At 58.4% G+C, this 24,860-nt stretch carries 21 protein-coding genes; 20 read left to right on the plus strand and 1 reads right to left on the minus strand.

The annotated features are described in order from the left end of the window. The first annotated feature begins 2 nt into the window (after nucleotides 1–2). The 14 genes from ftsL (at nucleotide 3) to lpxC (ending at nucleotide 16,642) form a co-directional block, all read left to right on the plus strand. Nucleotides 3–407 (plus strand): cell division protein FtsL, encoded by a 405-nt coding sequence (gene ftsL / locus EHN06_RS04865; protein ID WP_127330670.1) that lies wholly within the window; start codon nucleotides 3–5, stop codon nucleotides 405–407. Between the two features lie 32 nt (nucleotides 408–439). After that, on the plus strand, nucleotides 440–2,179 hold the full coding sequence (locus EHN06_RS04870) for a peptidoglycan D,D-transpeptidase FtsI family protein (RefSeq protein WP_127330672.1): 1,740 nt from the start codon (nucleotides 440–442) through the stop codon (nucleotides 2,177–2,179). Between the two features lie 4 nt (nucleotides 2,180–2,183). Continuing rightward, nucleotides 2,184–3,668: a UDP-N-acetylmuramoyl-L-alanyl-D-glutamate--2,6-diaminopimelate ligase gene (locus EHN06_RS04875; protein ID WP_127330674.1), complete on the plus strand. Its 1,485-nt coding sequence runs from the start codon at nucleotides 2,184–2,186 to the stop codon at nucleotides 3,666–3,668. Continuing rightward, nucleotides 3,665–5,056, plus strand: a complete 1,392-nt coding sequence (locus EHN06_RS04880; protein WP_127330676.1) for a UDP-N-acetylmuramoyl-tripeptide--D-alanyl-D-alanine ligase — start codon at nucleotides 3,665–3,667, stop codon at nucleotides 5,054–5,056. The genes EHN06_RS04875 and EHN06_RS04880 overlap by 4 nt, the downstream gene beginning before the upstream one ends. Next, complete coding sequence (gene mraY / locus EHN06_RS04885; RefSeq protein WP_127330678.1) at nucleotides 5,041–6,126, plus strand: phospho-N-acetylmuramoyl-pentapeptide-transferase; 1,086 nt, start codon at nucleotides 5,041–5,043, stop codon at nucleotides 6,124–6,126. The genes EHN06_RS04880 and mraY overlap by 16 nt, the downstream gene beginning before the upstream one ends. 15 nt (nucleotides 6,127–6,141) lie before the next feature. Further along, nucleotides 6,142–7,482: a UDP-N-acetylmuramoyl-L-alanine--D-glutamate ligase gene (murD, locus tag EHN06_RS04890; protein ID WP_127330680.1), complete on the plus strand. Its 1,341-nt coding sequence runs from the start codon at nucleotides 6,142–6,144 to the stop codon at nucleotides 7,480–7,482. Then, nucleotides 7,482–8,681, plus strand: coding sequence for a putative lipid II flippase FtsW (gene ftsW / locus EHN06_RS04895; RefSeq protein ID WP_127330682.1), 1,200 nt, complete (start codon nucleotides 7,482–7,484; stop codon nucleotides 8,679–8,681). Before murD ends, ftsW begins: the two co-directional genes overlap by 1 nt. Beyond that, nucleotides 8,674–9,759, plus strand: a complete 1,086-nt coding sequence (gene murG / locus EHN06_RS04900; RefSeq protein WP_127330684.1) for an undecaprenyldiphospho-muramoylpentapeptide beta-N-acetylglucosaminyltransferase — start codon at nucleotides 8,674–8,676, stop codon at nucleotides 9,757–9,759. Before ftsW ends, murG begins: the two co-directional genes overlap by 8 nt. Beyond that, nucleotides 9,752–11,197 carry a UDP-N-acetylmuramate--L-alanine ligase gene (gene murC / locus EHN06_RS04905; RefSeq protein WP_127330686.1) on the plus strand — a complete coding sequence of 482 codons (1,446 nt, stop codon included), beginning with the start codon at nucleotides 9,752–9,754 and terminating at the stop codon, nucleotides 11,195–11,197. Before murG ends, murC begins: the two co-directional genes overlap by 8 nt. Nucleotides 11,198–11,207: 10 nt before the next feature. Beyond that, nucleotides 11,208–12,164, plus strand: a complete 957-nt coding sequence (locus EHN06_RS04910; RefSeq protein ID WP_127334350.1) for a D-alanine--D-alanine ligase — start codon at nucleotides 11,208–11,210, stop codon at nucleotides 12,162–12,164. Next, on the plus strand, nucleotides 12,157–12,999 hold the full coding sequence (locus tag EHN06_RS04915) for a cell division protein FtsQ/DivIB (protein WP_127330688.1): 843 nt from the start codon (nucleotides 12,157–12,159) through the stop codon (nucleotides 12,997–12,999). The genes EHN06_RS04910 and EHN06_RS04915 overlap by 8 nt, the downstream gene beginning before the upstream one ends. A gap of 36 nt (nucleotides 13,000–13,035) precedes the next feature. Then, entirely contained in the window at nucleotides 13,036–14,271 is a 1,236-nt protein-coding gene (ftsA, locus tag EHN06_RS04920) for a cell division protein FtsA (RefSeq protein WP_127330690.1), read from the plus strand. A gap of 99 nt (nucleotides 14,272–14,370) precedes the next feature. Then, nucleotides 14,371–15,528, plus strand: coding sequence for a cell division protein FtsZ (gene ftsZ / locus EHN06_RS04930; protein ID WP_127330692.1), 1,158 nt, complete (start codon nucleotides 14,371–14,373; stop codon nucleotides 15,526–15,528). Between the two features lie 196 nt (nucleotides 15,529–15,724). Then, nucleotides 15,725–16,642, plus strand: a complete 918-nt coding sequence (gene lpxC, locus EHN06_RS04935) for a UDP-3-O-acyl-N-acetylglucosamine deacetylase (RefSeq protein WP_127330694.1) — start codon at nucleotides 15,725–15,727, stop codon at nucleotides 16,640–16,642. An 11-nt stretch (nucleotides 16,643–16,653) separates the two neighbouring features. On the opposite strand, the gene EHN06_RS04940 is transcribed toward lpxC, so the two are convergent. Further along, nucleotides 16,654–17,094 carry a DciA family protein gene (locus tag EHN06_RS04940; protein WP_416332541.1) on the minus strand — a complete coding sequence of 147 codons (441 nt, stop codon included), beginning with the start codon at nucleotides 17,092–17,094 and terminating at the stop codon, nucleotides 16,654–16,656. Nucleotides 17,095–17,314: 220 nt separating this feature from the next. Between EHN06_RS04940 and EHN06_RS04945 the strand changes: the two genes are divergently transcribed. From EHN06_RS04945 to ribA, 6 genes are all read left to right on the plus strand, one after another. Next, complete coding sequence (locus EHN06_RS04945) at nucleotides 17,315–18,274, plus strand: M23 family metallopeptidase (RefSeq protein WP_127330698.1); 960 nt, start codon at nucleotides 17,315–17,317, stop codon at nucleotides 18,272–18,274. Nucleotides 18,275–18,467: 193 nt separating this feature from the next. Continuing rightward, nucleotides 18,468–21,206, plus strand: coding sequence for a preprotein translocase subunit SecA (gene secA / locus EHN06_RS04950; RefSeq protein ID WP_127330700.1), 2,739 nt, complete (start codon nucleotides 18,468–18,470; stop codon nucleotides 21,204–21,206). A 106-nt stretch (nucleotides 21,207–21,312) separates the two neighbouring features. Further along, on the plus strand, nucleotides 21,313–22,530 hold the full coding sequence (gene argJ / locus EHN06_RS04955; RefSeq protein ID WP_127330702.1) for a bifunctional glutamate N-acetyltransferase/amino-acid acetyltransferase ArgJ: 1,218 nt from the start codon (nucleotides 21,313–21,315) through the stop codon (nucleotides 22,528–22,530). A gap of 3 nt (nucleotides 22,531–22,533) precedes the next feature. Next, nucleotides 22,534–23,490, plus strand: a complete 957-nt coding sequence (locus tag EHN06_RS04960; RefSeq protein ID WP_127330704.1) for a Nudix family hydrolase — start codon at nucleotides 22,534–22,536, stop codon at nucleotides 23,488–23,490. Nucleotides 23,491–23,589: 99 nt separating this feature from the next. Next, entirely contained in the window at nucleotides 23,590–24,078 is a 489-nt protein-coding gene (gene moaC / locus EHN06_RS04965) for a cyclic pyranopterin monophosphate synthase MoaC (RefSeq protein WP_127330706.1), read from the plus strand. A 109-nt stretch (nucleotides 24,079–24,187) separates the two neighbouring features. Further along, nucleotides 24,188–24,802: a GTP cyclohydrolase II gene (gene ribA, locus EHN06_RS04970; RefSeq protein ID WP_127330708.1), complete on the plus strand. Its 615-nt coding sequence runs from the start codon at nucleotides 24,188–24,190 to the stop codon at nucleotides 24,800–24,802. The last annotated feature ends 58 nt before the right edge of the window (nucleotides 24,803–24,860 follow it).

Raw genomic sequence — 24,860 nt, forward strand, 5'->3', positions numbered from 1 at the left:
CTATGGGCGCCGTGGCAATTGAGCCGACGGTTAAAACCGGCGGGTTGAACAGGCAAAAGGTCAGGGATGGATTGGCAAGCGCCGTTCGTGTGTCGCAGCAGGTGTTTGAGTCGCTGCAGCAGAAACAGGTATTGATCTCCGTTGTGCTGGTCGGGCTATTGATTGTGTCGTCCATTGGCGTGGTAGTGAGCGCTCACCAGAATCGGGAGTTGTTCAATACCTTGTCGCAGCTACAGGGTGAGCGCGATCAGTACCAACGCGAATGGAGTCAGCTGTTGCTGGAGCAGAGTGCGTTGAGTGCCCATAGTCGGGTTGAGAATCTCGCCGCGCAGCGCTTTGGCATGGTTGTGCCGGGCAAAGAGGATATTGTGCTGGTGCCGCTGATGACGCCGGTAGCAGGCCTTTGAATACTGATAACAACTAACTCAGGGTGACTGTTTTGTCCGATCAGGGAAAGAACTCAACATGGGGGCAGCGACTGGCCGCCGGGCTTAAAGCCTGGCGCTATGGCTCCGTGCTGGGTGTTTTCCTGTTGGTGGTCGGAGCCCTTGGCTGGCGCCTGGTCGACCTGCATGTTGTTGATAATGAGTTCCTGCGCAAGCAGGGCGATGTGCGCACCATTCGTGTGGAATCCATTGACGCTCACCGGGGCGTTATCACCGACCGTCACGGGGAGCCGCTGGCCGTCAGTACACCGGTTCAGACTGTATGGGCCAACCCCTCTGAACTTGATCCGCAGGAGCCCCGGTTGTCGCATCTGGCGCGCTTGCTTGATATCAGTGAGGCACGCCTGAGGCAGCGGCTGGTGACCTACGAAGGTCGTGAGTTCATTTACCTGCGTCGCAAGATCCAGCCGGGCCTGGCTGAGCGGGCGTTGGCTTTGGAGATTCCGGGAATCTACAGCCGCCAGGAGTACCGCCGGTATTATCCGGCAGGCGAGGTCACCTCCCACGTGGTCGGGTTTGCGAACATTGATGAAAATGGCCAGGAAGGCATTGAGCTGGCTTATAACCAGTGGTTGAGCGGTGAGAGTGGTCGTAAACGGGTACTCAAGGACAATCGTGGTCGTGTGATCAAAGATCTGACGCTGATCCGTGATGCCCGACCTGGCCGCGATCTGGCCCTGAGTATCGACCTGCGCCTGCAATATCTTGCCTATCGTGAGCTCAAGGCGGTCGTTGAAGCTCACAGCGCCCGGGGTGGCACCCTGGTCATGCTGGATGTGGATACTGGCGAAGTGTTGGCGATGGTGAATCAGGGGTCATATAACCCCAATGATCGCAGTCAGTTAAGTGCGGACCGATTGCGAAACCGGGCCATTACCGATTTGTTCGAACCGGGCTCAACCATGAAGCCGGTCGCCATGGCAGCGGCCCTGGAGTCGGGAAAATACAATCTCAACAGCACCATCGATACGGCGCCGGGTTACCGGCGCTTTGGTCGTTTTACCATTCGTGACAGTCACAATTACGGCGTGCTTGGGGTCACCGGTATCATCGCCAAGTCCAGTAATGTGGGGATGAGCAAGATTGCGACAGAGCTGGGCGGCGATGTCATCCGGAACCTATACTCCCGCCTCGGTATCGGGCAGCCCACGGGGATTGGCTTTCCCGGCGAGGCGGTGGGCGTATTGCCGGCACCGCCCAAGTGGCGACCGGTTGAAGAAGCAACACTGTCTTATGGCTACGGCATGAGCGTGAATGCCCTGCAACTGGCCCAGGCCTATATGGTGCTGGCCAATGGTGGCATCCGTTACCCCCTGAGTCTGATGAAGCTGGATGAGCGTCCGGTCGGGGAACGTGTGCTTTCTGAAAAGGTCTCATTTCAAGTGCGGGAAATGCTACGCGAGGTGGTCGAGAACGGAACCGGTAAGCGTGCACAGCCGGGATTCTATTCCGCCGGCGGCAAGACCGGCACCGTACATCTGGTGGGTAAAGGCGGCTATGAAGACAGTCAATACAAGGCCATTTTTGCCGGAATGGCGCCCATTGATCATCCAAGAATCGTAACAGTGGTGGCGGTAGATGCACCTCAATCCGGCGAGTATTACGGTGGCGAAGTGGCGGCGCCGGTATTTGCCAGGGTCATGAGTGATGCATTGCGGCTGCTGAATGTGAAACCGGAACTGGAAGTCGGTGAAGTGCCAGCAGGGCCGAAAACACCCGGGGAGCGGGGATAGGGTTATGTGTATCACATCACTCAGCACATTGTTACAGGGTATTGCGCCGGTGCCGTCCGTCTTTGACGTGACGATACACGGTTTACAGACAGACAGCCGGCAGGTGACGTCGGGGGATGCGTTCATTGCCCTGGCGGGCCGTCGAACGACCGCGGATCACTATGTGGATGAGGCGGTGGCGGCCGGAGCCACGGTCATTATCCTCGAGGCCGATGAACCCGGGGAGTGTCGTGAATACCGGGGTGCTCTGATTGTCCCGGTTGTGGGGCTGCGAAATAAGCTGGGAAAGATTGCTGATCGCTTTTTCGAGCATCCTTCGCAGCGCCTGCGATTGATCGGGGTGACAGGAACTAACGGTAAGACCTCGGTCAGTCATTATATCGCGCAACTGTTGCAGCAGACCGGAACGCCATGTGGGCTGTTGGGCACCCTTGGCTACGGTATGCCCGGGGCGTTGCAGGTGGCTTCCCACACCACGCCGGATGTGGTTCAGGTCAATCGCGTTCTGTCACGGATATTGAAGCAGGGTGGTCGCGCAGCGACGATGGAAGTGTCGTCTCACGCACTGGATCAGGGGCGGGTAGATCGCCTTACCATGACCGGTGCGGTGTTCACTAACCTGACCCGGGACCACCTCGACTACCACGGCTCCATGGAGGCGTATGGCGCGGCCAAGGCAAAGCTTTTCGAGCGCGAGGAACTGCATTACGCGGTTGTGAATTTTGATGATCCGTTCGGGCGCCAGCTGTATGAACAGCTCGAGGGTAAGTGCGACCGGATTCGTTATAGCCTCCACGAGGCCCAGACCGAGCTGTGGCTGACAGGATTTGAGCCGACGCTTCATGGCTTCTCAGCGTCCCTGGATGGCGAGTGGGGTGCGTTTGACGTCAATGTGCCGTTGATGGGGAGCTTCAACGCCAGCAATGTGCTGGCGTCCATGGCTGCTGTATTGAGTCTGGGGGTGCCGGTGGAGCGGGTACAGAAGGCCGTCGAGACTTTACAGCCACCGCCCGGCCGGCTGGAACCGTTCACTGGCGCCAATGGCGTAAGGGTTGTGGTGGATTATGCTCACACGCCGGACGCACTGGCGAATGCGCTGGCGGCGCTGAAGCCCCATGTTACCGGGCGCCTGTTTTGTGTGTTTGGGTGCGGTGGTGACCGTGACAGTGGCAAGCGCCCGGAAATGGCCGTCGAGGCAGAAAAGGCGGCCGATGTCGTTGTTGTCACTGACGACAACCCCCGTGGGGAGCATCCGGACGCCATAGCCAGGGATATTCTCAGGGGATTTGCGAAGCCGGATCAGGTTGCGGTCATTCACGATCGTGCCGAGGCCATTGCCCGCACCATACGGCAGGCCGGCGAGGGTGACATCGTGCTGATCGCTGGCAAGGGGCATGAAACCTATCAGGAAACGGCCGGTCAGCGTGTGCACTTCAGTGACGCAGAGCAGGTGCAGCACATCCTGCAACTCAATGGAGGTGTTGCATGATGCGCACCTTCTCGCTGGCCGACGCCATCGCGTTGACGGGGGGGCAGTGTCGCCTCGGGGATGCCGCCCAGCGAACGTTTTCCGGAGTGTCCACCGACACCCGCAAGATAGCTCGCGGGGATTTGTTTGTGGCGCTGCGGGGCGACAACTTTGACGGTCACCGGTTTCTGGCGAAGGCCAGGGATGCGGGGGCTGTTGGTGCCATTGTGGATGTCGAAGACACGTCAGTGGATATCCCCCAGATTGTTGTCAGCAACACCGTTGATGCACTGGCGCAGCTTGCTGATGGCAACAGGAATGAGAGCTCGGCCCGTTTTGTCGCCATTACCGGCAGCAGTGGTAAAACCACGGTCCGGGAGATGGTCGCGTCCATTCTGACGCAGATGGGGTCCACGCTTGCGACGGAAGGTAATCTGAACAATCACATTGGCGTTCCGCTGACCCTGTTTCGGCTGGAAAAGGGCCACCGTTTTGGCGCCATTGAACTGGGAGCCAGCGGTCTGGGAGAAATCGCCCACACCGTCGCAATCACCCGACCGGACGTGGCCATCCTGACCAACGCAGGACAGGCGCACCTGGAGGGTTTTGGCAGTTACGAGAACATTGTCCAGGCCAAAGGCGAAATTATTGATGGTGTTGGCGCCAACGGGCTGGTTGTCCTGAATCGTGATGATCCTGCTTTTGATGTCTGGCGGCAGCGGGTTGGCGAACGGCGGATCGCTGCAGTCAGCGGGAAGGCCGGCGGTGCGGCGGATTATTATCCCTCGGCCGTCAGCGTTGATATCCATGGACAAAGTTTCATCGCACATGGAGCTGATGACTGGCAGTGTAGCGTCAGCCTGGCACTTCACGGCGAGCACAACATCACGAATGCGCTGCTGGCCATCGCCGCGACCCGTGAGCTCGGGGCGACAGATGAGGCCATTCAGCAAGGCTTGCAGGCCCTGACCGCCGTTAAGGGCCGCTTGCAGATGATTGAATTGTCTTCAGATCTGGCCCTGATTGATGACAGCTACAACGCCAACCCGTCGTCCATGAAGGCTGCCGTTGGCGTACTCGCGGCAAGACCTGGCACGCGGGTGGCAGTATTCGGTGCCATGGCAGAGCTGGGGCCCGAAAGCCTGGCGCTGCACCGTGAGGTCGGCGTTTGTGCCCGTGAGCAGGGGATCGAGCGTCTGTTGGTCGTTGGGCCGGGGTGTGAAGGTTATATCGAGGGTTTTGGGGAGTCGACCGAGGTTTGTGCTTCCCACGATGATGCCGTGGACCGCCTGTTAGCCGGCCCGCAGTTTCCGATGACCATTCTGGTCAAGGGTTCTCGCAGTTCCGCCATGGATCGCGTGGTGGAGGGAATAAAAGAAAAGGTGAATAACTCATGCTGCTCTGGCTGACAGAGGTTCTATCGCAATATTTTACTGCCCTGACGGTGTTTCAGTATCTGACGCTGCGTGGAATTCTGGGCACCCTGACGGCGCTGGCCATCTCGCTGCTGATTGGTCCGGTGATGATTCGTAAGCTAAGCCAGTACCAGATCGGTCAATCGGTCCGTGACGATGGTCCCCAGACCCACCTGAGCAAGGCCGGAACACCGACCATGGGCGGTGCACTGATTCTGGTTGCCATCGGTATCAGCACACTGTTGTGGGCGGATCTCGGTAATCGCTATGTCTGGGTGACGATTCTGGTGACCCTGCTGTTCGGGGCAATCGGTTGGGTGGATGACTACCGCAAGGTTGTTGAGCGCAATCCGCGCGGCCTTCCAGCTCGCTGGAAATATTTCTGGCAGTCGGTGATTGGTGGCACTGCCGCGGTTGTACTGTTCTTCAGTTCTTCCCTGCCACAGGAAACGTCGTTGTATTTGCCCTTTTTCAAGAACGTATCGCTGACTCTGGGACCGGTCATCTTTATCCTGCTGACCTATTTTGTGATTGTCGGCAGCAGCAATGCGGTCAACCTGACAGACGGTCTTGATGGTCTGGCGATCATGCCGACAGTGATGGTGGCGGGTGCGTTGGGCCTGTTTGCCTACCTGTCCGGCCACGCCCAGTTTGCGGATTACCTGCTGATTCCCCACTTGCCGGGTACCGGTGAACTGATCGTGTTCTGTGGCGCCCTGGTGGGTGCTGGCCTTGGCTTTCTCTGGTTTAACACCTATCCGGCGCAGGTCTTCATGGGGGATGTGGGTGCCCTGGCTTTGGGGGCAGCCCTGGGCGTTGTGGCAGTGATTGTCCGCCAGGAGATTGTCCTGTTCATCATGGGCGGTGTGTTTGTCATGGAAACCGTCTCGGTGATCCTGCAGGTGGCGTCTTACCGGCTGACCGGGCGAAGGATCTTTCGCATGGCACCGTTGCACCATCATTTCGAATTGAAGGGCTGGCCTGAGCCGCGCGTCATCGTGCGTTTCTGGGTCGTTACCGTGGTTCTGGTTCTGATTGGCCTTGCCAGTCTTAAACTGCGATAGGGGAATGGCGTCTCTATGAGTGTCATCGTGTCAGATCGTCGCACACTGGTCGTGGGGCTCGGTAAAACCGGGCTTTCCTGCGTGCGCTATCTGTGCGAGCAGGGGCGGGAGATCGCCGTGGCGGACAGCCGCCATAACCCGCCCGGACTGGACGAGCTCAAGTCCGGGTGGCCGGAGGTGCCCGTGCATACCGGGCCGTTCGACAGTGAGTTTTTTACCACCTTTAACGAGCTGATCGTCAGCCCGGGCGTCAGTGTTGAAACGCCAGCCATTCGCGCTGCGGTGGCCAAAGGTGCGCTGGTGCGGGGGGATATCGACCTGTTTGCCCAAGCCGCCGATGCCCCCATCGTTGCCATTACCGGATCCAATGGGAAAACCACGGTGACCACGCTGGTGGGTGAAATGGCCCGGGCGGCGGGCCGCAGGGTGGAAGTGGGTGGCAACATTGGCACGCCGGCTCTGGATCTGCTGGGGCGGAATGCCGATTTGTACGTTCTGGAGCTATCCAGCTTCCAGTTGGAAACCACAGAAGAGCTGAACGCCCTGGCGGCTACAGTGCTGAATGTCAGCGACGATCATATGGATCGCTATCCGTCCAAGATGGAGTATTTCCAGGCCAAGCAGCGGATATTCCGGGGCTGCAAGAACGCCATTGTGAATCTGGATGACGCCCTGAGTACGCCTATGGCGCGGGATAACCTGAAGTTCCTGTGTTTTGGTTTTCACCGGGTAAATCCGGACACCTTCAGCACCCGTGAAGATGATCAGGGCACCTGGATTACTTTCGGCTTCGACAACCTGCTGTTGGCGGAAGAACTCAAGCTTCTCGGTCGCCACAACATCAGTAACGTGATGGCCGCGCTGGCGCTGGGGCAGGCGGCTGGATTCCCGATGGATACCATGTTGTCGGTGGTCCGGGAGTTCCGCGGGCTGCCACACCGCTGCGAATTCATACGCCGGGTCAACGATGTGGATTACATCAATGACTCCAAGGGCACCAACGTTGGAGCAACTGTTGCGGCTATCGAGAGCCTGGTTCCGGCCAACGGCAAGATTGTTCTGATCGCGGGTGGCGATAGCAAAGGGGCCGACTTCGCGCCACTTGAAACGCCGGTCACCCTGCATTGTCGTGCGGTCGTGTTGATCGGCCGGGATGCCCGCCGAATTGCCGAGAACATTGGCACGGCCGCCGCGGTCACCTATGCAGAGACCATGGCGGACGCGGTTATCCGGGCGGCAGAGCTGGCCCATGCCGGAGACCGGGTCCTGTTATCCCCGGCCTGCGCGAGTTTTGACATGTTCCGCGATTACAACGATCGCGGTGACCAGTTCCGGCAACAGGTGGAGGGGTTGTGATGCAGACCAGTCTCACACTCCCTAACCGGCAGAAGCTGCTCAGCGATTTGCAGCCATTGCCGTTGCTGATAATCAGCTCCGTGTCGCTTATGGTCATGGGGGTGGTGATGATTTCTTCGGCCTCGATGGATATGGCCGCGGAGACAGTCGGTAACAGCTATCACTATGTTATCCGACAGCTGATTTTTGCCGGAATTGGATGTTTTCTGGCACTGGTCGCAGTGAATGTGCCGGTGTCCTGGTGGGAGCGAAGCGGTTGGCTGCTGTTGGGTGTTGGTTTGCTGGTGCTGATCCTGGTATTGACGCCACTGGGGCGGACGGTGAACGGCTCTACCCGGTGGATTCCGTTCGGGCTGTTCAACGTTCAGGTGTCGGAAGTGGCCAAGCTGTGCCTGATTGCCTACCTGGCGGGGTACGTGGTGCGTCGCCGCGAGGAATTACTCAACACCTGGCCAGGGTTTCTCAAGCCACTGGTGGTACTGGCTGTGGCCTCCATGCTACTGGTTATCCAGCCGGATTTCGGGGCAACGGTGGTTCTGGTGACCGCCGCTGCGGGGATGATCTTCCTCAGCGGTGTCAGGCTGACCCGGTTTATGCCGCTTATCGGAATCCTGGTGGGGCTGGGCGTGGTGCTGGTCGTAACGCAGCCTTACCGGCTCAAGCGGGTTGTCAGCTATCTCGACCCCTGGAAGGACCAGTTTGACAGTGGCTATCAGCTCACCCAGTCCCTGATTGCCTTTGGGCGTGGGGAGTGGGCTGGTGTCGGGCTGGGGAACTCGATACAGAAACTGTTCTATCTGCCTGAGGCGCACACTGACTTTATCTTCGCCATCATTGCCGAGGAGTTCGGGCTACTGGGGTCGCTGCTCGTGCTGATGCTGTTTGCGGTGCTGGTGATCACCGGTTTTGTGATTGCCCGTCGTGCCGAGTTGGCCAACATGCCGTTTGCGGCCTGCTTTTCATACGGCATCACCTTGCTGATTGGGTTGCAGGCCGGAATCAATATGGCGGTTAGCACTGGACTGCTCCCGACCAAGGGGCTGACCTTACCCCTGGTCAGTTATGGTGGGTCGAGCCTGATGATCACCTGCATTTCTCTCGGCATTCTGGCCCGTGTGGAAATGGAGCGCCTTGATCGGGAGCGGTTGGCGCAGGAAAAAAACGGAAAGCGGGTCAGGGGAGGCGCAGTGTATGAATGACAAGCGCCGTTTTCTGATGATGGCTGGTGGCACGGGGGGGCATGTATTCCCGGCACTGGCGACCGCACGGACTTTGCAGGAAATGGGCCACGAGGTGTTCTGGCTCGGCTCTGCCGGCGGTATGGAAGAGCGCCTGATCGGGGAGACGGACATCCCACTGTCGCTGATTCATATCTCCGGGTTGCGGGGTAAAGGCAGGTTGGCGCTGTTGCTGGCACCTTTCCGCCTGATGCGGGGCCTAGGTGAGGCCTTCACGGTGGTTCGCAGAATCCGGCCCGACTGTGTGGTGGGTATGGGTGGTTTCGTGACCGGCCCGGGTGGTGTCGCCGCCTGGCTGAACCGGATCCCGTTGGTGATACATGAACAGAATGCCGTAGCGGGAATGACCAACCGGATTCTGGTGCGCTTTGCCGAGACGGTTCTGGAGGCATTCCCCGGCAGTTTTGGTGCCAAAGTGGTCACTCGTTGCACCGGCAACCCGGTGCGTCAGGATCTGGCCGAACTGGCGGTGCCGGAAGAGCGCATGAAGGGTCGGGAAGGGCCTCTGCGTCTGCTGGTTGTCGGTGGCAGCCTGGGGGCTCAGGTTTTCAATCAGCAGGTGCCTGAGGCTCTGGCGAAACTCGCAGAAACTGACCGGCCCGTGGTGCGCCATCAGTGTGGTGAAAAGCATGTGAATGCCGCTCGTGAGGCGTACGAGCAACAGGGTGTCGAAGCGTCCGTTGAGCCGTTTATCAAGGACATGGCGGAAGCCTACCGCTGGGCGGATCTGGTGCTGTGTCGCTCTGGAGCACTGACGGTATCCGAACTTTGTGTCGCCGGGCTGGGGGCAATCCTGGTGCCCTTTCCCCATGCGGTGGATGACCACCAGACCATGAATGGCCAGCAGATGGTAAACGCCCAGGCTGCGGTTTTGGTGCCGCAGTCGAAGCTGAACCCCGAATCGCTGGCGGAGACGCTGCGGGACCTGGCCAGAGATCGGTCCCGGGTATTGAACATGGCGAAGGCAGCGAGATCGCTGGCTCGCCCAGATGCAACGGAGAGAGTCGTGAACTACTGTCTGGAGGCCGCCAATGGCTGACGCAATCAATCCGCCGCTGGTCTATCAGGTGCCCGAAATGCGCCGTATCCGCCACATTCACTTTGTGGGTATTGGCGGTGCCGGCATGAGTGGTATTGCCGAGGTGCTGAAGAACCAGGGGTACGACGTATCCGGCTCCGATATTCGTGAAGGTGCTGTGACGGATCGCCTCAAAGCGATGGGGGTGGAAGTACACATCGGTCATCGGGAAGAGAACAGTGCCAAAGCCGATGTGGTAGTGGTGTCCACCGCAGTTTCCGGGGATAACCCGGAAGTGGCATCGGCCCGCAACCGTCGGGTGCCCATTGTTCCCCGGGCTGAGATGTTGGCGGAAATCATGCGCTATCGCCACGGCATCGCCGTCGCGGGCACCCACGGCAAGACCACCACCACCAGCCTGATTGCGTCAGTGCTGGGTGAGGCCGGGCTTGATCCCACGTTTGTGATCGGTGGCAAGTTGAACAGTGCCGGCACTAACGCCCAGTTGGGCGGGTCCCGGTATCTGGTGGCTGAGGCGGACGAAAGCGACGCGTCATTCCTCCACCTGACCCCGGTCATTTCGGTGGTGACCAATATCGAAGCCGACCACATGGATACCTATGGCGGTGATGTCGAACGACTGAAGCAGACGTTTGTGGATTTCCTTCATAACCTGCCTTTCTACGGTGTGGCGGTGATGTGTGTGGATGATGGCTACGTGCGTGAAGTGATTCCACGCATCTCGCGCGCGATTATCACCTACGGCATTGAAAATCCCGATGCCGATTATCGGGCGGAACAGATCAGCTCCGACGGCTTGCGCACCCATTTCCTGGTTCGTCGACCGGGTGGGCGCAAGGACTTGCAGGTGGAGCTCAAGATGCCGGGGCGTCACAACGTGCTCAACGCGCTGGCAGCGATTGCCGTGGCCACCGACGAAGGCGTCGACGACGATGCCATCTGCCGGGGGCTGGCCGGCTTCGCCGGGGTTGGGCGCCGTTTCCAGGTCTACGGAGACTACCAGACTCCCAACGGCACCATCACCCTTGTGGATGACTACGGCCATCACCCGACCGAAGTGGAGGCGGTTATCCGCGCGGCTCATGATGCCTGGCCGGATCGAAGGCTGGTCATGCTGTATCAGCCCCATCGCTTTACCCGCACCCGGGACTTGTATGAAGACTTCGTACGGGTGCTCTCGGAGGTGGATGGTCTGTTGCTCATGGATGTGTACTCAGCCGGTGAGCCGGCAATACCGGGGGCTGATGGCCGGGCTCTGTGCCGCAGCATCCGTCAGCGTGGGAATGTGGAGCCGGTGTTTGTGGAAGACAACAACGAAATTGAACAGTTGCTGGCCAATACCCTGCGGGATGGGGATCTGCTGATCACCCAGGGTGCAGGGGATATTGGCGGCGTTGCTGCCCGCCTGGCGGCGGCAGGAGTGATTGCCAGTGAGTGATGCAAAGCGCATGGATACACAGGGTTATCAGGCGACACCGGAGACGGTTCGGGCGCTCGGTCGCGTGGCTGTGTTCATGGGTGGTGATTCGGCCGAGCGTGAGGTTTCCCTGAAAAGCGGTAACGCGGTATTGGCGGCGTTGCAGTCTGCCGGCGTGGATGCCTATGGCGTTGATGTCCAGGGGTGTCTATTGCGCACGGTGGACAACCCGGAATTTGATCGGGTGTTTATTGCGCTTCACGGCCGCGGAGGCGAGGACGGCACGCTCCAGGCCATTCTGTCCCAGGCCGGTATTCCATACACCGGCAGTGAAATGCTGGCGTCGGCTCTTGCTATGGACAAGCTGCGAACCAAGTACGTGTTCGAAGGTTGTGGCCTGCCCACACCCCGATTCCGCGCCATGGGAGGAGAGAGTGAGGCCGATGACATCCTCCGTGTGCTGTCACTGCCGTTGAGCGTCAAGCCTTCCCGTGAAGGTTCGAGCATCGGTATTCGCAAAGTCACCAGCCGTGAAGAGCTGGTCGAGGCATATCGGGAAGCCAGTGCCCTGGATTCACTGGTACTGGTGGAGGAATGGATCGAAGGTCCGGAATTTACCGTCAGCCTGCTACAAAACCAGGCGTTACCAGCCATCGGACTGAGCACCGACCACGTGTTCTACGACTACGAGGCGAAGTACCTGGCGGATGACACCAACTACCGCATCCCCTGCGGCCTGGACCCGGACGCCGAGCTGGAGCTGCAGCATCTGGCTCTGGATGCGTTTCGGGTCCTTGGCTGCCGTAGCTGGGGACGGGTGGACATCATGCAGGACGGCGATGGCGGTTTCTGGTTACTGGAAGTGAATACCGTCCCGGGTATGACGGACCACAGTCTGGTACCGATGGCGGCCAGGGCGGCAGGCATCAGCTTCGAAGAACTGGTTGTGCGGATTCTCAAGGACACTCTGGAGGATGACCATGCTTGACAGTCTTCTGATCCGGACCCGGGCGGTGCCGCCCGAGCCCCCTCGTCGGCGCGGGGCAACGACCCTGGGTCCGGAGCGGCAACGGTTCGGATTATTGAAGGCTGTATTGGCTGCCGTGCCCTGGTTACAGGTTGGCATGGGAGCGGCCATCGTTCTGGCGGCGGCGATGGTGCCCTGGGGGGCCAGTCAGGTGCTGAGTGCGATGGACCGTCAGATTCTGGCCATTGATGTGACCGGCACACTGGTGGGCGAAAATCGCACCGACCTTGAGCGCAAGGCAGGTGACTGGATCGGAAAGAGCTTTTTCGCCACCGATCTGTCTGAGATCAAGATCGAACTGGAGCGGCGGCCATGGGTGGAATCAGCCGCGGTCCGGCGGGTCTGGCCGGATCGACTGGCGATCGAGATTCGTGAGAAGAAACCATTGGCTTACTGGAACAGTGACCGCCTGGTGAGTCGCACCGGAGAGCTGTTCTCTCCGGATAACCCGGAAGTGGCCGGTCGGCTGCCCAGACTGGCCGGGCCTGATGAGCGGGTAAGGGATGTGATACGCATGGCCCGGACCATGAGTGACACCCTGGCCGGGCACGGGCTTGGCTTTGCCGGTCTGACTCTGGAACAACGGGGGGCCTGGACCCTCAGTCTCGCCAACGGCATTGAAGTGGTGTTGGGGCGTGATCAGGTGGAGGAGCGCTTTACGCGGTTCCTTACAGTGTATGAAAACCGGCTGATATCCCGTGCAGACGAGGTCAGTCGGGTGGATGCCCGCTACACCAATGGTGTGGCGGTGAAGTGGAAGTCGGACAAGGTGGCCGGCTCCGGAACAAAATCATAGCAACGTCAAATACAGACCTACGGTTTGGTGGAACACATGTCATCGGTTGAAACGGAAAACATGATTGTCGGCCTCGATATCGGAACCTCGAAGGTGGTTGCGATTGTCGGCAAGCGCAAGATGGACGGCACCATTGAGGTGGTGGGCATTGGCTCACACCCCTCACGGGGGCTGAAGCGTGGTGTGGTGGTCAATATCGAAACCACCGTGCAGGCCATCCAGCGCGCTGTGGAAGAGGCCGAACTCATGGCGGGATGTCGGATTCATTCGGTGTATGCCGGTATCGCCGGCAGCCACATCAAGAGTCTGAACTCCCACGGCATTGTCGCCATCCGTGACCGGGAAGTGACCCAGGCCGACATTGACCGGGTGATTGACGCCGCCCAGGCGGTGGCGATTCCGGCGGACCAGAAGATTCTTCACATCTTGCCTCAGGAGTTTGTCATCGACAGCCAGGAAGGCATCAAAGAGCCCATGGGGATGTCCGGTGTGCGCCTGGAAGCCAAGGTTCACCTGGTGACCTGCGCGGTGAATGCGGCCCAGAACATTGAGAAGTGTGTAAAGCGCTGCGGCCTCGAGGTGGATGACATCATCCTGGAGCAGTTGGCGTCGAGCCACGCGATTCTGACCGAAGACGAGAAAGAATTGGGCGTCTGTGTGGTTGATATCGGCGGCGGTACCACCGACATCGCGGTGTTCACGGGCGGTGCGATTCGTCACACCGCCGTGATTCCAATCGCCGGAGATCAGGTTACCAATGACATTGCCATGGCATTGCGCACACCGACGCAGAATGCCGAAGAAATCAAGATCAAGTATGCCTGTGCGTTGACCCAGCTGGCCGGTGCGGATGAAACCATCAAGGTGCCCAGTGTCGGAGATCGGGCACCGCGGGATCTGTCACGGCAGGCGTTGGCGGAAGTGGTTGAGCCCCGCTACGAGGAGCTGTTCACCCTCGTACAGTCGGAGTTGCGCCGGTCCGGATTTGAGGACCTGATTCCCGCAGGCATCGTGATTACAGGCGGTTCCTCCACCATGGAAGGTGTGGTGGAGCTGGCTGAAGAAATCTTCCACATGCCGGTACGGCTGGCCTGTCCTCAGGCGGTCTCCGGCATGACGGAGGTGGTCAACAATCCGATCTACGCCACCGGCGTGGGGTTGTTGATTCATGGTTTCCGCCAGATGGATCTGGGGCGGGCACCGGTGCTCAAGGGTGAAAATGCACCCTCGCTGTTTGAGCGCATGAAGGCCTGGTTTACCGGTCATTTCTGACGGACCGGGCTGGCAGTAAAGAAAACGAAGGTATCTCGAAAACACAATCTCGAAAAAACAGCCTGGAAAAGGCTGAAAACAGCACGAAGGAGTAGGGGAATGTTTGAACTCGTCGATAATGTCCAGCAAAACGCTGTCATTAAAGTAGTGGGTGTAGGTGGAGGCGGTGGTAACGCCGTACGCCACATGCTTAACAGTGACATTGAAGGTGTGGAATTTATCTGCGCCAATACGGATGCACAGGCCCTGACCGACATGGATGCCCGCCAGATCATCCAGCTTGGTGGCAACATCACCAAAGGGTTGGGCGCCGGGGCTAATCCGGAAGTTGGGCGTCAGTCCGCCCTGGAAGACCGTGATCGTGTGGCGGAAGCCATCAAGGGCGCTGATATGGTCTTTATTACTGCCGGCATGGGTGGCGGTACCGGTACCGGTGCTGCTCCGGTCGTGGCCGAGGTGGCGCGTGAGCTGGGTATTCTGACGGTAGCCGTGGTCACCAAGCCGTTCCAGTTTGAGGGTGGTAAGCGAATGAGTGTCGCCGAAGCCGGCCTGAAGGAGCTGGAAGAGAGCGTTGACTCCCTGATCACTATCCCCAACGAGAAGCTGTTGGCGGTGATGGGTAAGAAAACCAGCCTGCTGGATGCGTTTGCGGCGGCCAACGACGTGCTGCTGGGGGCGGTTCAGGGGATTGCCGACCTGATTACCCGTAACGGCATGATCAACGTCGACTTTGCCGACGTCAAAACCGTGATGTCCGAAATGGGTATGGCGATGATGGGCACCGCCCGTGCCACCGGCGAAAACCGTGCCCGCGAAGCGGCTGAAGCCGCGATCAGAAGCCCGCTCCTGGAAGATATCAACCTGCAGGGTGCCAAGGGTATCCTGGTCAATATCACCGCCGGTATGGATCTAAACCTGGGCGAATTCTCCGAGGTTGGTGACATTGTGCGTGAATTCGCGTCGGATTCCGCCACCGTTGTGGTGGGCACCGTGATCGATCCGGAAATGACCGACGAACTGAAGGTGACCGTGGTGGCAACAGGCCTGGGCGGTGACCGTGAGAAGCCGACCAAGGTGGTGGATAACACTCGTACCCTGGACGGCACAACGGATTACAACCAGCTTGATCGGCCCGCAGTGCTACGTCGCCGCGCGGTTGCTCATGGTAATGTAGCCATCGACCAGAGCAAGGAAAGCGAAGAGCAGGGTGTCGACTATCTCGATATTCCCGCATTCCTTCGCCGTCAGGCTGACTGATAATCTGTTGCAATTAACAGGTGGGTATGCAATCTGTGGTGCCACCTGATGCGTACTGTTTGCCGGTCCAGTCAAGGCGTTGGATGACAATTCGGTAATCCCGGGTTGGTTAAATGGTATTCAGTCTTGTTTTCTGGTATCTTCCGGGCAGAATTTTGCCCAGAATACCGTAAATTTGTGACGGAAATATGTACCGATGATCAGACAACGGACACTTAAAAACACCATCCGTGCCACCGGTGTTGGCTTGCATTCGGGTGAGAAAGTTTATCTGACCCTGAAGCCGGCACCTGTGGATTCAGGGATCATTTTCCGCCGCACCGACCTTGATCCAATGGTTGAGATTCGGGCGTGTGCAGAGAATGTGGGTGAGACCATGCTGTCCACGACGCTGGTAAAAGACGGTGTCCGTGTGGCAACAGTAGAGCATCTGCTGTCAGCCATGGCTGGTCTCGGAATTGATAACTGCTTTGTGGAGCTCAGTGCTGCCGAGGTGCCCATCATGGACGGCTCTGCCGGTCCTTTTGTGTTCCTGCTGCAGTCTGCCGGTATTGCCGAGCAGGAAGCCGCCAAGCGTTTTATCCGCATCAAGCGCGAAGTGACCATTGAAGAGGGCGACAAGAAGGCCACCTTCCTGCCGTTTGAAGGCTTCAAGGTCAGCTTCGGGATCGATTTTGATCACCCCGTGTTCAAGGGGCGTGCCCAGACCGCGACCGTTGACTTCTCCAGCACGTCTTTCGTGAAGGAAGTCAGTCGTGCCCGTACTTTTGGTTTCATGCGTGATATCGAAAAGCTACGTGCGATGAACCTGGCGCTGGGTGGCAGTGTGGATAACGCCATTGTGGTTGATGACTACAAGATTCTGAACGAGGACGGTCTTCGTTACGATGATGAGTTCGTCAAACACAAGGTGCTGGACGCCATCGGCGACCTGTACTTGCTGGGCAACAGCCTGATTGGTGAGTTCCGCGGAATCAAGTCCGGTCACGACCTGAATAACAAGCTGCTGCGCAAGCTCAGGGCGGAAGAGGATGCCTGGGAAGTGGTGACCTTCGACGACGAGGCCACTGCCCCGATATCCTATATGAAACCTGTGCTGGCGGCCCAGGCTTAAAGCGGGAGGCTTTAATCCCGGACGTGGCTTGCGAGTTTTTCGAGAACCTCGCGTAATTGTTTGTCCTTCGTGTGCCCGGCTTCTTCCCTAAGGAGTCGGGCATTTTCTTTACTGAGGGGCGTTTTCTCCACTTTCGGCTTTTCGCTGAAGCGCGGTGGCGCGACCTTCACTTTCAGTTTCCATACGAAACGGAACAGCTCTTCCTTTCGGAGTCGCTCCATGATTTCGTGTTGGCGAAAACGGAGTTGGCTCGCCGTCCCGGCGGTTTCGGTCGACAGTACCAGTTCGCCTTCCTGGCAACTGACGAAGCGTGTACCGGTCGCCAAATGCCTGGGTAGTGTCCCCAATACCACCGCTTCCGCTTGCTGATGAAGCTCGGCCTTGTTCATCAGTTCGCGCAGTACAGGGGCCCTGCGGAAGGTGTCCGGGGTTATCTTTGTGTCAGATTTCATTTTCTTCATGGCCGCAGTTTTTCTCGACGACTCCGGTTACGATTGGTTACACTTCGGCACGGTTTGCAAGCAGTGCCTGTATTACACTCCTTTTACATTGTCTTATGTGTATATGTCCACGGGCGGCTGCGAGTATTTCAACGCGTAGTTGTTGCTAAGGATAGCGGGCCTGGCCAAACGTCTGAGGCGCAACACTACAGGATCAGGTTGCGGCTCTTCTATGAAACCAGAAGACGATATGAATATAATTTTCGTTGGCAAGCACCACGGAAGATCAAGAGTGGTCGCAGTAAATGCCCCGGTGGCCGCCGGTCTGGTGTTGGTTGTTCTTGCTTTGTTGGCATTGGCGGGCTGGTCCGGTTACCGGGTTGCTGTCAGTCAGGCGGAAGCAGCAAAGCCTTCACCTTCGGAGCTGGTGGTCGAATGGCAAGCCAAGCTCAAGCACCAGAAAACAGAACTCGCCCAGATAGAACACAATGTTCAGCAGCAGATTGATGCGCTGACCTTGCGGCTGGGTGAAATGCAGGGCCGTTTGCTGCGGCTGGATGCCCTGGGGCAGCGGTTTGTGGAGTCCGGCCTGGTTGCCAGTGATGAGTTTGACTTTGATCAGCCGGCCGCAGTGGGTGGCCCGGAAGAAGGTGAGGCGCTTTCCGCCGATTCCTATACCGCCCCGGAACTCACCAGCATGATTGACCAGCTGTCGCGCCTTATTGATGATCGGGAGCAGCAGCTTCGTTTGCTGGATCAGGTGGCGTCCCGCAAGAAACTTGAAGATGAACTGTTTGTAGAAGGTCGCCCGATAACCTGGGGCTGGTTGTCTTCCCGTTACGGGTACCGTTCGGACCCCTTCACCGGTAAGCGCACCTGGCACTCCGGGGTTGATCTGGCCGGTAAGGATGGCAGCGATATCATTGCGGTCGCAGGTGGTGTCGTGACCTACGCCGACGAGCGCTATGGGTATGGCAACCTGGTGGAGGTTGATCACGGCGATGGCCTGGTTACCCGCTATGCCCATGCCAAGTCCATCAAGGTTGATGTGGGTGATGTCGTGCAGAAGGGGCAGGTGGTTGCGTTAATGGGCAGTACGGGGCGCTCGACCGGTCCCCATGTGCACTTTGAAGTTATCCGTAACGGCAAATCCGAAAATCCGGAAACCTATATTCAGCGCGCCAGTCGCTGATTTTACACATCGGGGCCAGTCTGTGGCTCCGTGCCTTTCGCTTTCAGCTCCACTTCCGTAATATCAGGGCGTTTTCCCGGACAGGGCGGTCTCACGGGTGCGATTCGCACCGGTGTGAGCCCTGCCTTTTGTACTGTCGGCAAATAAGGTTAGAATGCCGGCTTCCTCCGATTAATCAAAGAAGCATTGGCCTATGTTCACAAAGCTTGCAACGAAGATGTTCGGCAGTAAAAACGCCAGAGAAATCAAGAGAATGCGCAAGACAGTCATGCGCGTTAATGAGCTTGAGGAGCAGTTTGGCCGTTTGTCCGATACCGAGTTGCAAGGCAAGACCGCTGAATTCCGTCGCCGTCTTGATGAGGGTGAGAAGCTTGATGCCCTACTGCCGGAAGCCTTTGCTACCGTTCGGGAAGCCAGCCGCCGAGTCATGGGCATGCGTCACTACGATGTCCAGTTGATTGGTGGTATTACCCTGCACGAAGGCCATATCGCCGAAATGAAAACCGGTGAAGGTAAGACTCTGGTGGCCACCGCCTCCGTGTACCTGAACTCGCTCCCGGGCAAGGGGGTTCATGTGGTCACGGTGAATGATTATCTGGCCCGCCGGGATGCGGAGTGGATGGGCAAACTGTACCGCTTCCTTGGCCTTCAGGTCGGGGTTGTTGTTGCCGGGCAGGCGCCGGAAGAAAAGCGCGCGGCCTACCAGGCGGATATCACCTACGGTACCAACAACGAATTCGGTTTTGACTACCTGCGCGACAACATGGCGTTCAGCACCGAGGACAAGGTCCAGCGCGGTCTCCACTATGCGATCGTGGATGAGGTGGATTCCATCCTGATCGACGAGGCGCGTACTCCGCTGATCATCTCGGGTGCCGCTGAGGACAGTTCCCGGCTCTATCAGGCGATCAACACGCTGATCCCGAACCTGGAAAAAGGGGAAGAGAGTGAGGAAGGGGAGCCAAGCGGTGACTTCACGATTGATGAGAAGTCCCGTCAGGTCGAACTTACGGAAGCCGGCCACGAAAGGGTCGAGGAGCTCCTGCTCGAGCGTGGCCTTCTGAAAGAAGGTGAAAGCCTCTATTCCGCCGCCAATCTGAGTCTTCTGCATCACGTGCACTCTGCTCTGCGCGCCCATCATCTGTTCCAGAAAGATGTCGACTACATCGTCCAGGGTGATCAGGTGGTCATCGTGGACGAGCACACCGGCCGTACCATGCCGGGCCGCCGCTGGAGCGAGGGCCTGCATCAGGCGATCGAAGCCAAGGAAGGGGTGCGTATCCAGGCTGAGAGCCAGACCCTGGCCTCAACCACGTTCCAGAACTATTTCCGGCTGTATGAAAAACTTGCCGGTATGACCGGTACCGCTGATACCGAAGCTTTTGAATTCCGCCAGATTTATGGCCTGGACGTGGTGGTTATCCCGCCCAACAAGCCGATCCAGCGCGTTGACTACAATGACCTGATCTACCTGACGCAGGAGGAGAAATTCCACGCGATCATTGATGAGATCAAGGACGTGACGTCGGAAGGTCGCCCCATTCTGGTGGGCACCGCGTCGATCGAAGCGTCCGAGTTGTTGTCCATGCTGCTCAAGAAGGCACGCATTGATCACAAGATTCTCAACGCCAAACAGCATGAGAGTGAAGCCCAGATTATTGCCCAGGCTGGTCGCCCGGGTGCGGTGACCATTGCCACCAACATGGCCGGTCGTGGTACGGATATCGTCCTGGGTGGTAACTGGGAATTCGAAGTCGCTGGTCTGGATAACCCGACCGAGGAAGAAGTGGCCCGCATCAAGGCAGAATGGACTGAGCGCCATAACCAGGTGCTGGACGCGGGCGGCCTCCATATCATTGGTACCGAACGCCACGAATCCCGTCGTATTGACAACCAGCTTCGCGGCCGTGCCGGTCGTCAGGGTGATCCGGGCTCCTCCCGCTTCTTCCTGTCCCTGGAAGACAACCTGATGCGTATCTTTGCGCCGGATCGGGTCAAGAGCCTGATGCAGGCCATGGGGATGAAAAAGGGCGAGGCCATCGAACATCGGATGGTGACCAATGCGATCGAAAAATCCCAGCGCAAGGTAGAGGGCCGCAACTTCGACATGCGGAAAACCCTGCTGGAGTACGATGACGTTGCCAATGACCAGCGTACGGTCATTTATGAACAACGTAACGAAGTCATGTCTTCGGACGACGTTTCCGACATGATCAACACCATCCGCGAAGACGTTGTGGATGCGTTGGTCAGTGAATTTATTCCGCCGCAGAGCATGCCGGAGCAGTGGGATGTGGCCGGCCTTGAGTCGCAGTTGCAGTCGGAAATGGCCATCGACCTGCCGATTCAGAAGTGGCTGGACGAAGACAGCAAGCTGTATGAAGAGAACCTGCGCCAAAAGATTCTTGATGCCATTGTGAGTGAATACAAGGCCAAGGAAGAGGTGGCCGGTTCCGAGTCCATGCGCAAGTTCGAGAAACAAGTCTTCCTGCAGGTGCTGGATACGCTCTGGAAAGAGCATCTTTCGAACATGGACCATCTGCGTCGCGGTATCCATCTGCGTGGCTATGCCCAGAAGAACCCGAAGCAGGAATACAAGCGTGAGGCCTTCAATCTGTTCGAGACCATGCTTGAGACCATGAAGCGCGATGTGACCCGGGTACTGTGCCACGTGCGTGTCCAGAGTCGTGAAGAGATGGAAGAGGTTGAGCGCCGACGCAAGCAGGAACTGGAGCAGGAACTGGCCCGGGCCAAGCTGAGGCACGACGAAACCAGCGCCACTGCTCAGAAGCAGGGCGAAGACGATCAGGGCCGTAACCAGCAGGCAACACCGGAAACCTTCGTTCGACAAGAGCGCAAGGTGGGCCGGAATGAGCCTTGTCCCTGCGGGTCTGGCAAGAAGTACAAGCAGTGTTGCGGTAAGGTCAGCTAGCACCCGGTAACATTGCAGTGAACCAGATGACCCGCACCTGAGACCGTCAGGTAGCGGGTTTTTTGTTAAACAGTGACGGATTTTGACTACGTTTAGGAGAGGCAACATGGCGGTAGGTCCCGGTACCTTGCCCGAATTTTTCCCGATTCCCGGTGTCAGGCTTGGCATTGGCAGTGCAGGCATCAAGAAGCCAGGGCGTAAGGACCTGGTGGTTTTTGAGCTGGCTCCGGAAAGCCGCGTAGCTGGTATATTTACCCAAAATCAGTTCTGTGCCGCCCCGGTGACCCTGAGCCGTCAGCATCTTGCTCAGGGCGCGCCACGGTATTTTTTGATCAATACCGGGAATGCCAACGCCGGCACCGGTGAACAGGGCATGAAAGATGCGCGGGCCTGCTGCCAGGCATTAGCAGATGCGGCCGGGGTAGATGCCACAGAGGTGCTGCCGTTTTCTACCGGAGTCATCGGAGAGCCACTGCCGGTGGCAAAGATTGTTTCCGCATTGCCTGCCGTCGTTGGGGATACCGCGGAGAATCGCTGGGCAGAGGCCGCTTCCGGCATCATGACCACCGACACCCGTCCCAAGGGGGCATCCTGTCAAGTGGATCTGGATGGGCATACCGTATCGATTTCCGGCATCAGCAAAGGAGCTGGCATGATTCGCCCCAATATGGCCACCATGCTCGGTTTTATTGCCACCGATGCCCGGATTGCCCCGGATGTGCTGGCCACACTGGCCTCTGAGCTAGGAGAGAAGTCGTTCAACCGCATCACCATCGATGGCGATACCTCCACCAACGATGCCTGTATGTTGATTGCCAGTGGTCAGTACAGTGGCCCCGAAATCACCTCGGACAGCCCGTTGCTGCCCAAGCTGCGCGAGGCGTTGCAGCGGGTGTATCTCGATTTGGCTCACGCCATTGTGCGTGACGGCGAGGGTGCCACCAAGTTCGTTACCATAGAGGTCAGTCGGGCGGCAAGTCAGCAGGAGGCCCTGGACGTTGCCTACACCGTCGCCCATTCGCCGCTGGTCAAGACTGCGCTGTTTGCCTCTGACCCCAACTGGGGGCGGATACTTGCGGCGGTAGGTCGTGCCGGAGTAGAGGGGCTGGATCTCAATGCCCTGGAAATTCACCTCGGGGATGTCTGTCTCGTTCGCAATGGGGGGCGCGCCGATGATTATTCCGAAGAGCGCGGGCAGGCAGTGATGAATCGCGAGGAAATCACTATCGCCATCGACCTTAAGCGGGGCACGGTCTTGGAGCGGGTCTGGACCTGCGACTTCTCCCACGATTACGTCACCATCAATGCTGAGTACCGTACCTGAACCATGGCCCTGACTGAAATTCATGTCGCTGTCGCGGTGATCATCCGCGATGGCCGGGTATTGATTGCCCGCCGACTGGACCATGTACATCAAGGGGGATTGCTGGAATTCCCCGGTGGCAAGGTTGAGCCTGGCGAAACCGTGCAGCAGGCGCTGGTACGGGAAATCCGGGAAGAGACCGGCCTCCGGATCTCAATGGCGTCCCTGAGCCCGGTGATTGGTATTCGCCACGATTATGGTGACAAGCGGGTCTTTCTTGATGTCTGGCGCACCGAAGCTGCGGTTGGCGAGGCAGAAGGGCGGGAAGGACAGATGATCCAGTGGTTGCCGGTCAGTCAACTGAGGGATAACGAGTTCCCCGCAGCCAACCGACCGATAATTCGCGCGATCAAATTGCCGTCCTGGCTGGCGATTACCGGGGAGTTCCATGCACCTGAGGATATGCTGAGTCAGTTTCAGGCGTGTGTACAGAAGGCCCGACCGGAGCTCGTGATAGTGCGTGCTCCGGAGCTGAACCAGGCCGAATACCAGGCGGTTGCCCGCGATCTGATGGTTGTGGGTGGTGACTTGGGGGTGGAGATCATCCTCCATGGTGCCGCCGACAGATTGGAGGTGGTGCCTGAGGCCGCAGGGGTACACTTGCCTTGGCGTGAAGCCAGTGAGTGCCGTCGTCGTCCTGTTCCGGCGGGCAAATGGCTAGGTGTTTCCTGCCACAATGAGATCGAGATTGCCCACGCCGAAGCCATTGGAGCGGACTATGTCACGCTCGGTCCGGTGTTGCCGACCTCCTCTCATCCCGGCGCCCCGGTTATGGGGTGGGATGTGTTCCGTCAACTGACAGCCTCCGCCTGCGTGCCGGTATACGCCCTCGGCGGGCTTACGCCAGCTGACGGAGACGTTGCCGCCGGGCTCGGTGCGCAAGGTGTTGCCGGTATCAGTCTTTGGTGGCCAGGCAACTGACGGTTGTCAGCTCGTCGGGAGCTCGGCTTCTGTTACCATAGAGACTCTGGTATTCATTCCAACTGTCGCAGCGCCGGATAACCGGACACAGGAGAAAGTGTGAGCAAGCTGACCCACCTGGATGAGAAAGGCGAAGCCCGGATGGTGGACGTAACCGCCAAGGACGTGACCGAGCGCGAAGCGCGGGCCGAGGCGAGGATAACTATGTCGCCCAAGACTCTGGAAATGATTGTGGAGGGGCAGCATCCGAAGGGGGATGTGCTGGCGGTTGCCCGCATTGCCGGCATCATGGCAGCCAAGAAGACCCATGATCTGATCCCGCTTTGTCATTCACTGAATCTCACGTCGGTAAAAGTGGAGCTGACGCCCGGTGAGGATGGCGCATCCGTTCATATTGCTACGTTCTGCAAACTATCGGGCCAGACGGGTGTCGAAATGGAGGCTCTGACGGCCGCCAGTGTGGCCGCCCTGACGCTCTATGACATGTGCAAGGCTGTTGATCGCGGCATGGTTATAGACCAGGTCCGCCTCCTGGAGAAGAAGGGCGGTCGCAGTGGTCACTGGTCCGCGCCACCCTCCGGCGCGTGAACTGTCTTGAACCTGTCCGTCTGACAGGGCGACGGTGCAGAGACTACGCCAAGAGGGCAGCCACGTGATAGAATGCGCGGCTCGATTGATTGAACCACGAGGAAAGACTGTGGCTGTTCGTTACATCCAGACCTGCCGATTGCCTACACCGTTCGGGGTCTTCGACATGCACGGCTTCGAAGAGCCGGACACGGGAAAGGAGCACGTGGCCCTTACATTGGGTGATCTGAACAGCAGCGAGCCGATGCTGGCCCGTACCCATTCCGAGTGCCTGACCGGTGATGCGCTTTACAGCATGCGCTGTGACTGCGGTTACCAACTGGAAGAGGCGTTACGCAGTATTGCCCGCGAGGGTCGGGGAATTTTGATGTACCTGCGCCAGGAGGGGCGGGGTATTGGCCTGTTGAACAAGATTCGCGCCTATCACCTGCAGGATCAGGGGGCGGATACGGTAGAGGCCAATGAGAAGCTGGGCTTCGCGGCCGACTTGCGTGACTACAGTATGTGCAAGGATATGCTGGAGCACCTGGGCATCGCGAGTCTCCGGCTGATGACCAATAATCCGCGTAAGGTGGATGCCTTGACGTCTTACGGTATCAACATTACTGAGCGGGTTCCGCTGCACGTTGGTCGCAATCCTCATAACGAGCACTATCTGGATACCAAGCAAAGCAAGCTGGGGCACTGGCTTGAGACCCACCAGGACGACGATCCGCAGGAATGATGGCTGACTTGCCCAACCGGAGCGCCTGTTAATAACAGCGCGCCGGTCAGGCCGTTGA

Source organism: Marinobacter sp. NP-4(2019), assembly GCF_003994855.1.
Taxonomy (GTDB): domain Bacteria; phylum Pseudomonadota; class Gammaproteobacteria; order Pseudomonadales; family Oleiphilaceae; genus Marinobacter.

What these genes read in the sequence shown, in the direction of transcription:
- ftsL (WP_127330670.1), top strand. Translation starts at nt 3, where the DNA reads ATGGGCGCCGTGGCAATTGAGCCGACGGTTAAAACCGGCGGGTTGAAC.
- EHN06_RS04875 (WP_127330674.1), top strand. Translation starts at nt 2,184, where the DNA reads ATGTGTATCACATCACTCAGCACATTGTTACAGGGTATTGCGCCGGTG.
- EHN06_RS04880 (WP_127330676.1), top strand. Translation starts at nt 3,665, where the DNA reads ATGATGCGCACCTTCTCGCTGGCCGACGCCATCGCGTTGACGGGGGGG.
- mraY (WP_127330678.1), top strand. Translation starts at nt 5,041, where the DNA reads ATGCTGCTCTGGCTGACAGAGGTTCTATCGCAATATTTTACTGCCCTG.
- murD (WP_127330680.1), top strand. Translation starts at nt 6,142, where the DNA reads ATGAGTGTCATCGTGTCAGATCGTCGCACACTGGTCGTGGGGCTCGGT.
- ftsW (WP_127330682.1), top strand. Translation starts at nt 7,482, where the DNA reads ATGCAGACCAGTCTCACACTCCCTAACCGGCAGAAGCTGCTCAGCGAT.
- murG (WP_127330684.1), top strand. Translation starts at nt 8,674, where the DNA reads ATGAATGACAAGCGCCGTTTTCTGATGATGGCTGGTGGCACGGGGGGG.
- murC (WP_127330686.1), top strand. Translation starts at nt 9,752, where the DNA reads ATGGCTGACGCAATCAATCCGCCGCTGGTCTATCAGGTGCCCGAAATG.
- EHN06_RS04910 (WP_127334350.1), top strand. Translation starts at nt 11,208, where the DNA reads ATGGATACACAGGGTTATCAGGCGACACCGGAGACGGTTCGGGCGCTC.
- EHN06_RS04915 (WP_127330688.1), top strand. Translation starts at nt 12,157, where the DNA reads ATGCTTGACAGTCTTCTGATCCGGACCCGGGCGGTGCCGCCCGAGCCC.
- ftsA (WP_127330690.1), top strand. Translation starts at nt 13,036, where the DNA reads ATGTCATCGGTTGAAACGGAAAACATGATTGTCGGCCTCGATATCGGA.
- ftsZ (WP_127330692.1), top strand. Translation starts at nt 14,371, where the DNA reads ATGTTTGAACTCGTCGATAATGTCCAGCAAAACGCTGTCATTAAAGTA.
- lpxC (WP_127330694.1), top strand. Translation starts at nt 15,725, where the DNA reads ATGATCAGACAACGGACACTTAAAAACACCATCCGTGCCACCGGTGTT.
- EHN06_RS04940 (WP_416332541.1), bottom strand. Translation starts at nt 17,094, where the DNA reads ATGAAATCTGACACAAAGATAACCCCGGACACCTTCCGCAGGGCCCCT.
- EHN06_RS04945 (WP_127330698.1), top strand. Translation starts at nt 17,315, where the DNA reads ATGAAACCAGAAGACGATATGAATATAATTTTCGTTGGCAAGCACCAC.
- secA (WP_127330700.1), top strand. Translation starts at nt 18,468, where the DNA reads ATGTTCACAAAGCTTGCAACGAAGATGTTCGGCAGTAAAAACGCCAGA.
- argJ (WP_127330702.1), top strand. Translation starts at nt 21,313, where the DNA reads ATGGCGGTAGGTCCCGGTACCTTGCCCGAATTTTTCCCGATTCCCGGT.
- EHN06_RS04960 (WP_127330704.1), top strand. Translation starts at nt 22,534, where the DNA reads ATGGCCCTGACTGAAATTCATGTCGCTGTCGCGGTGATCATCCGCGAT.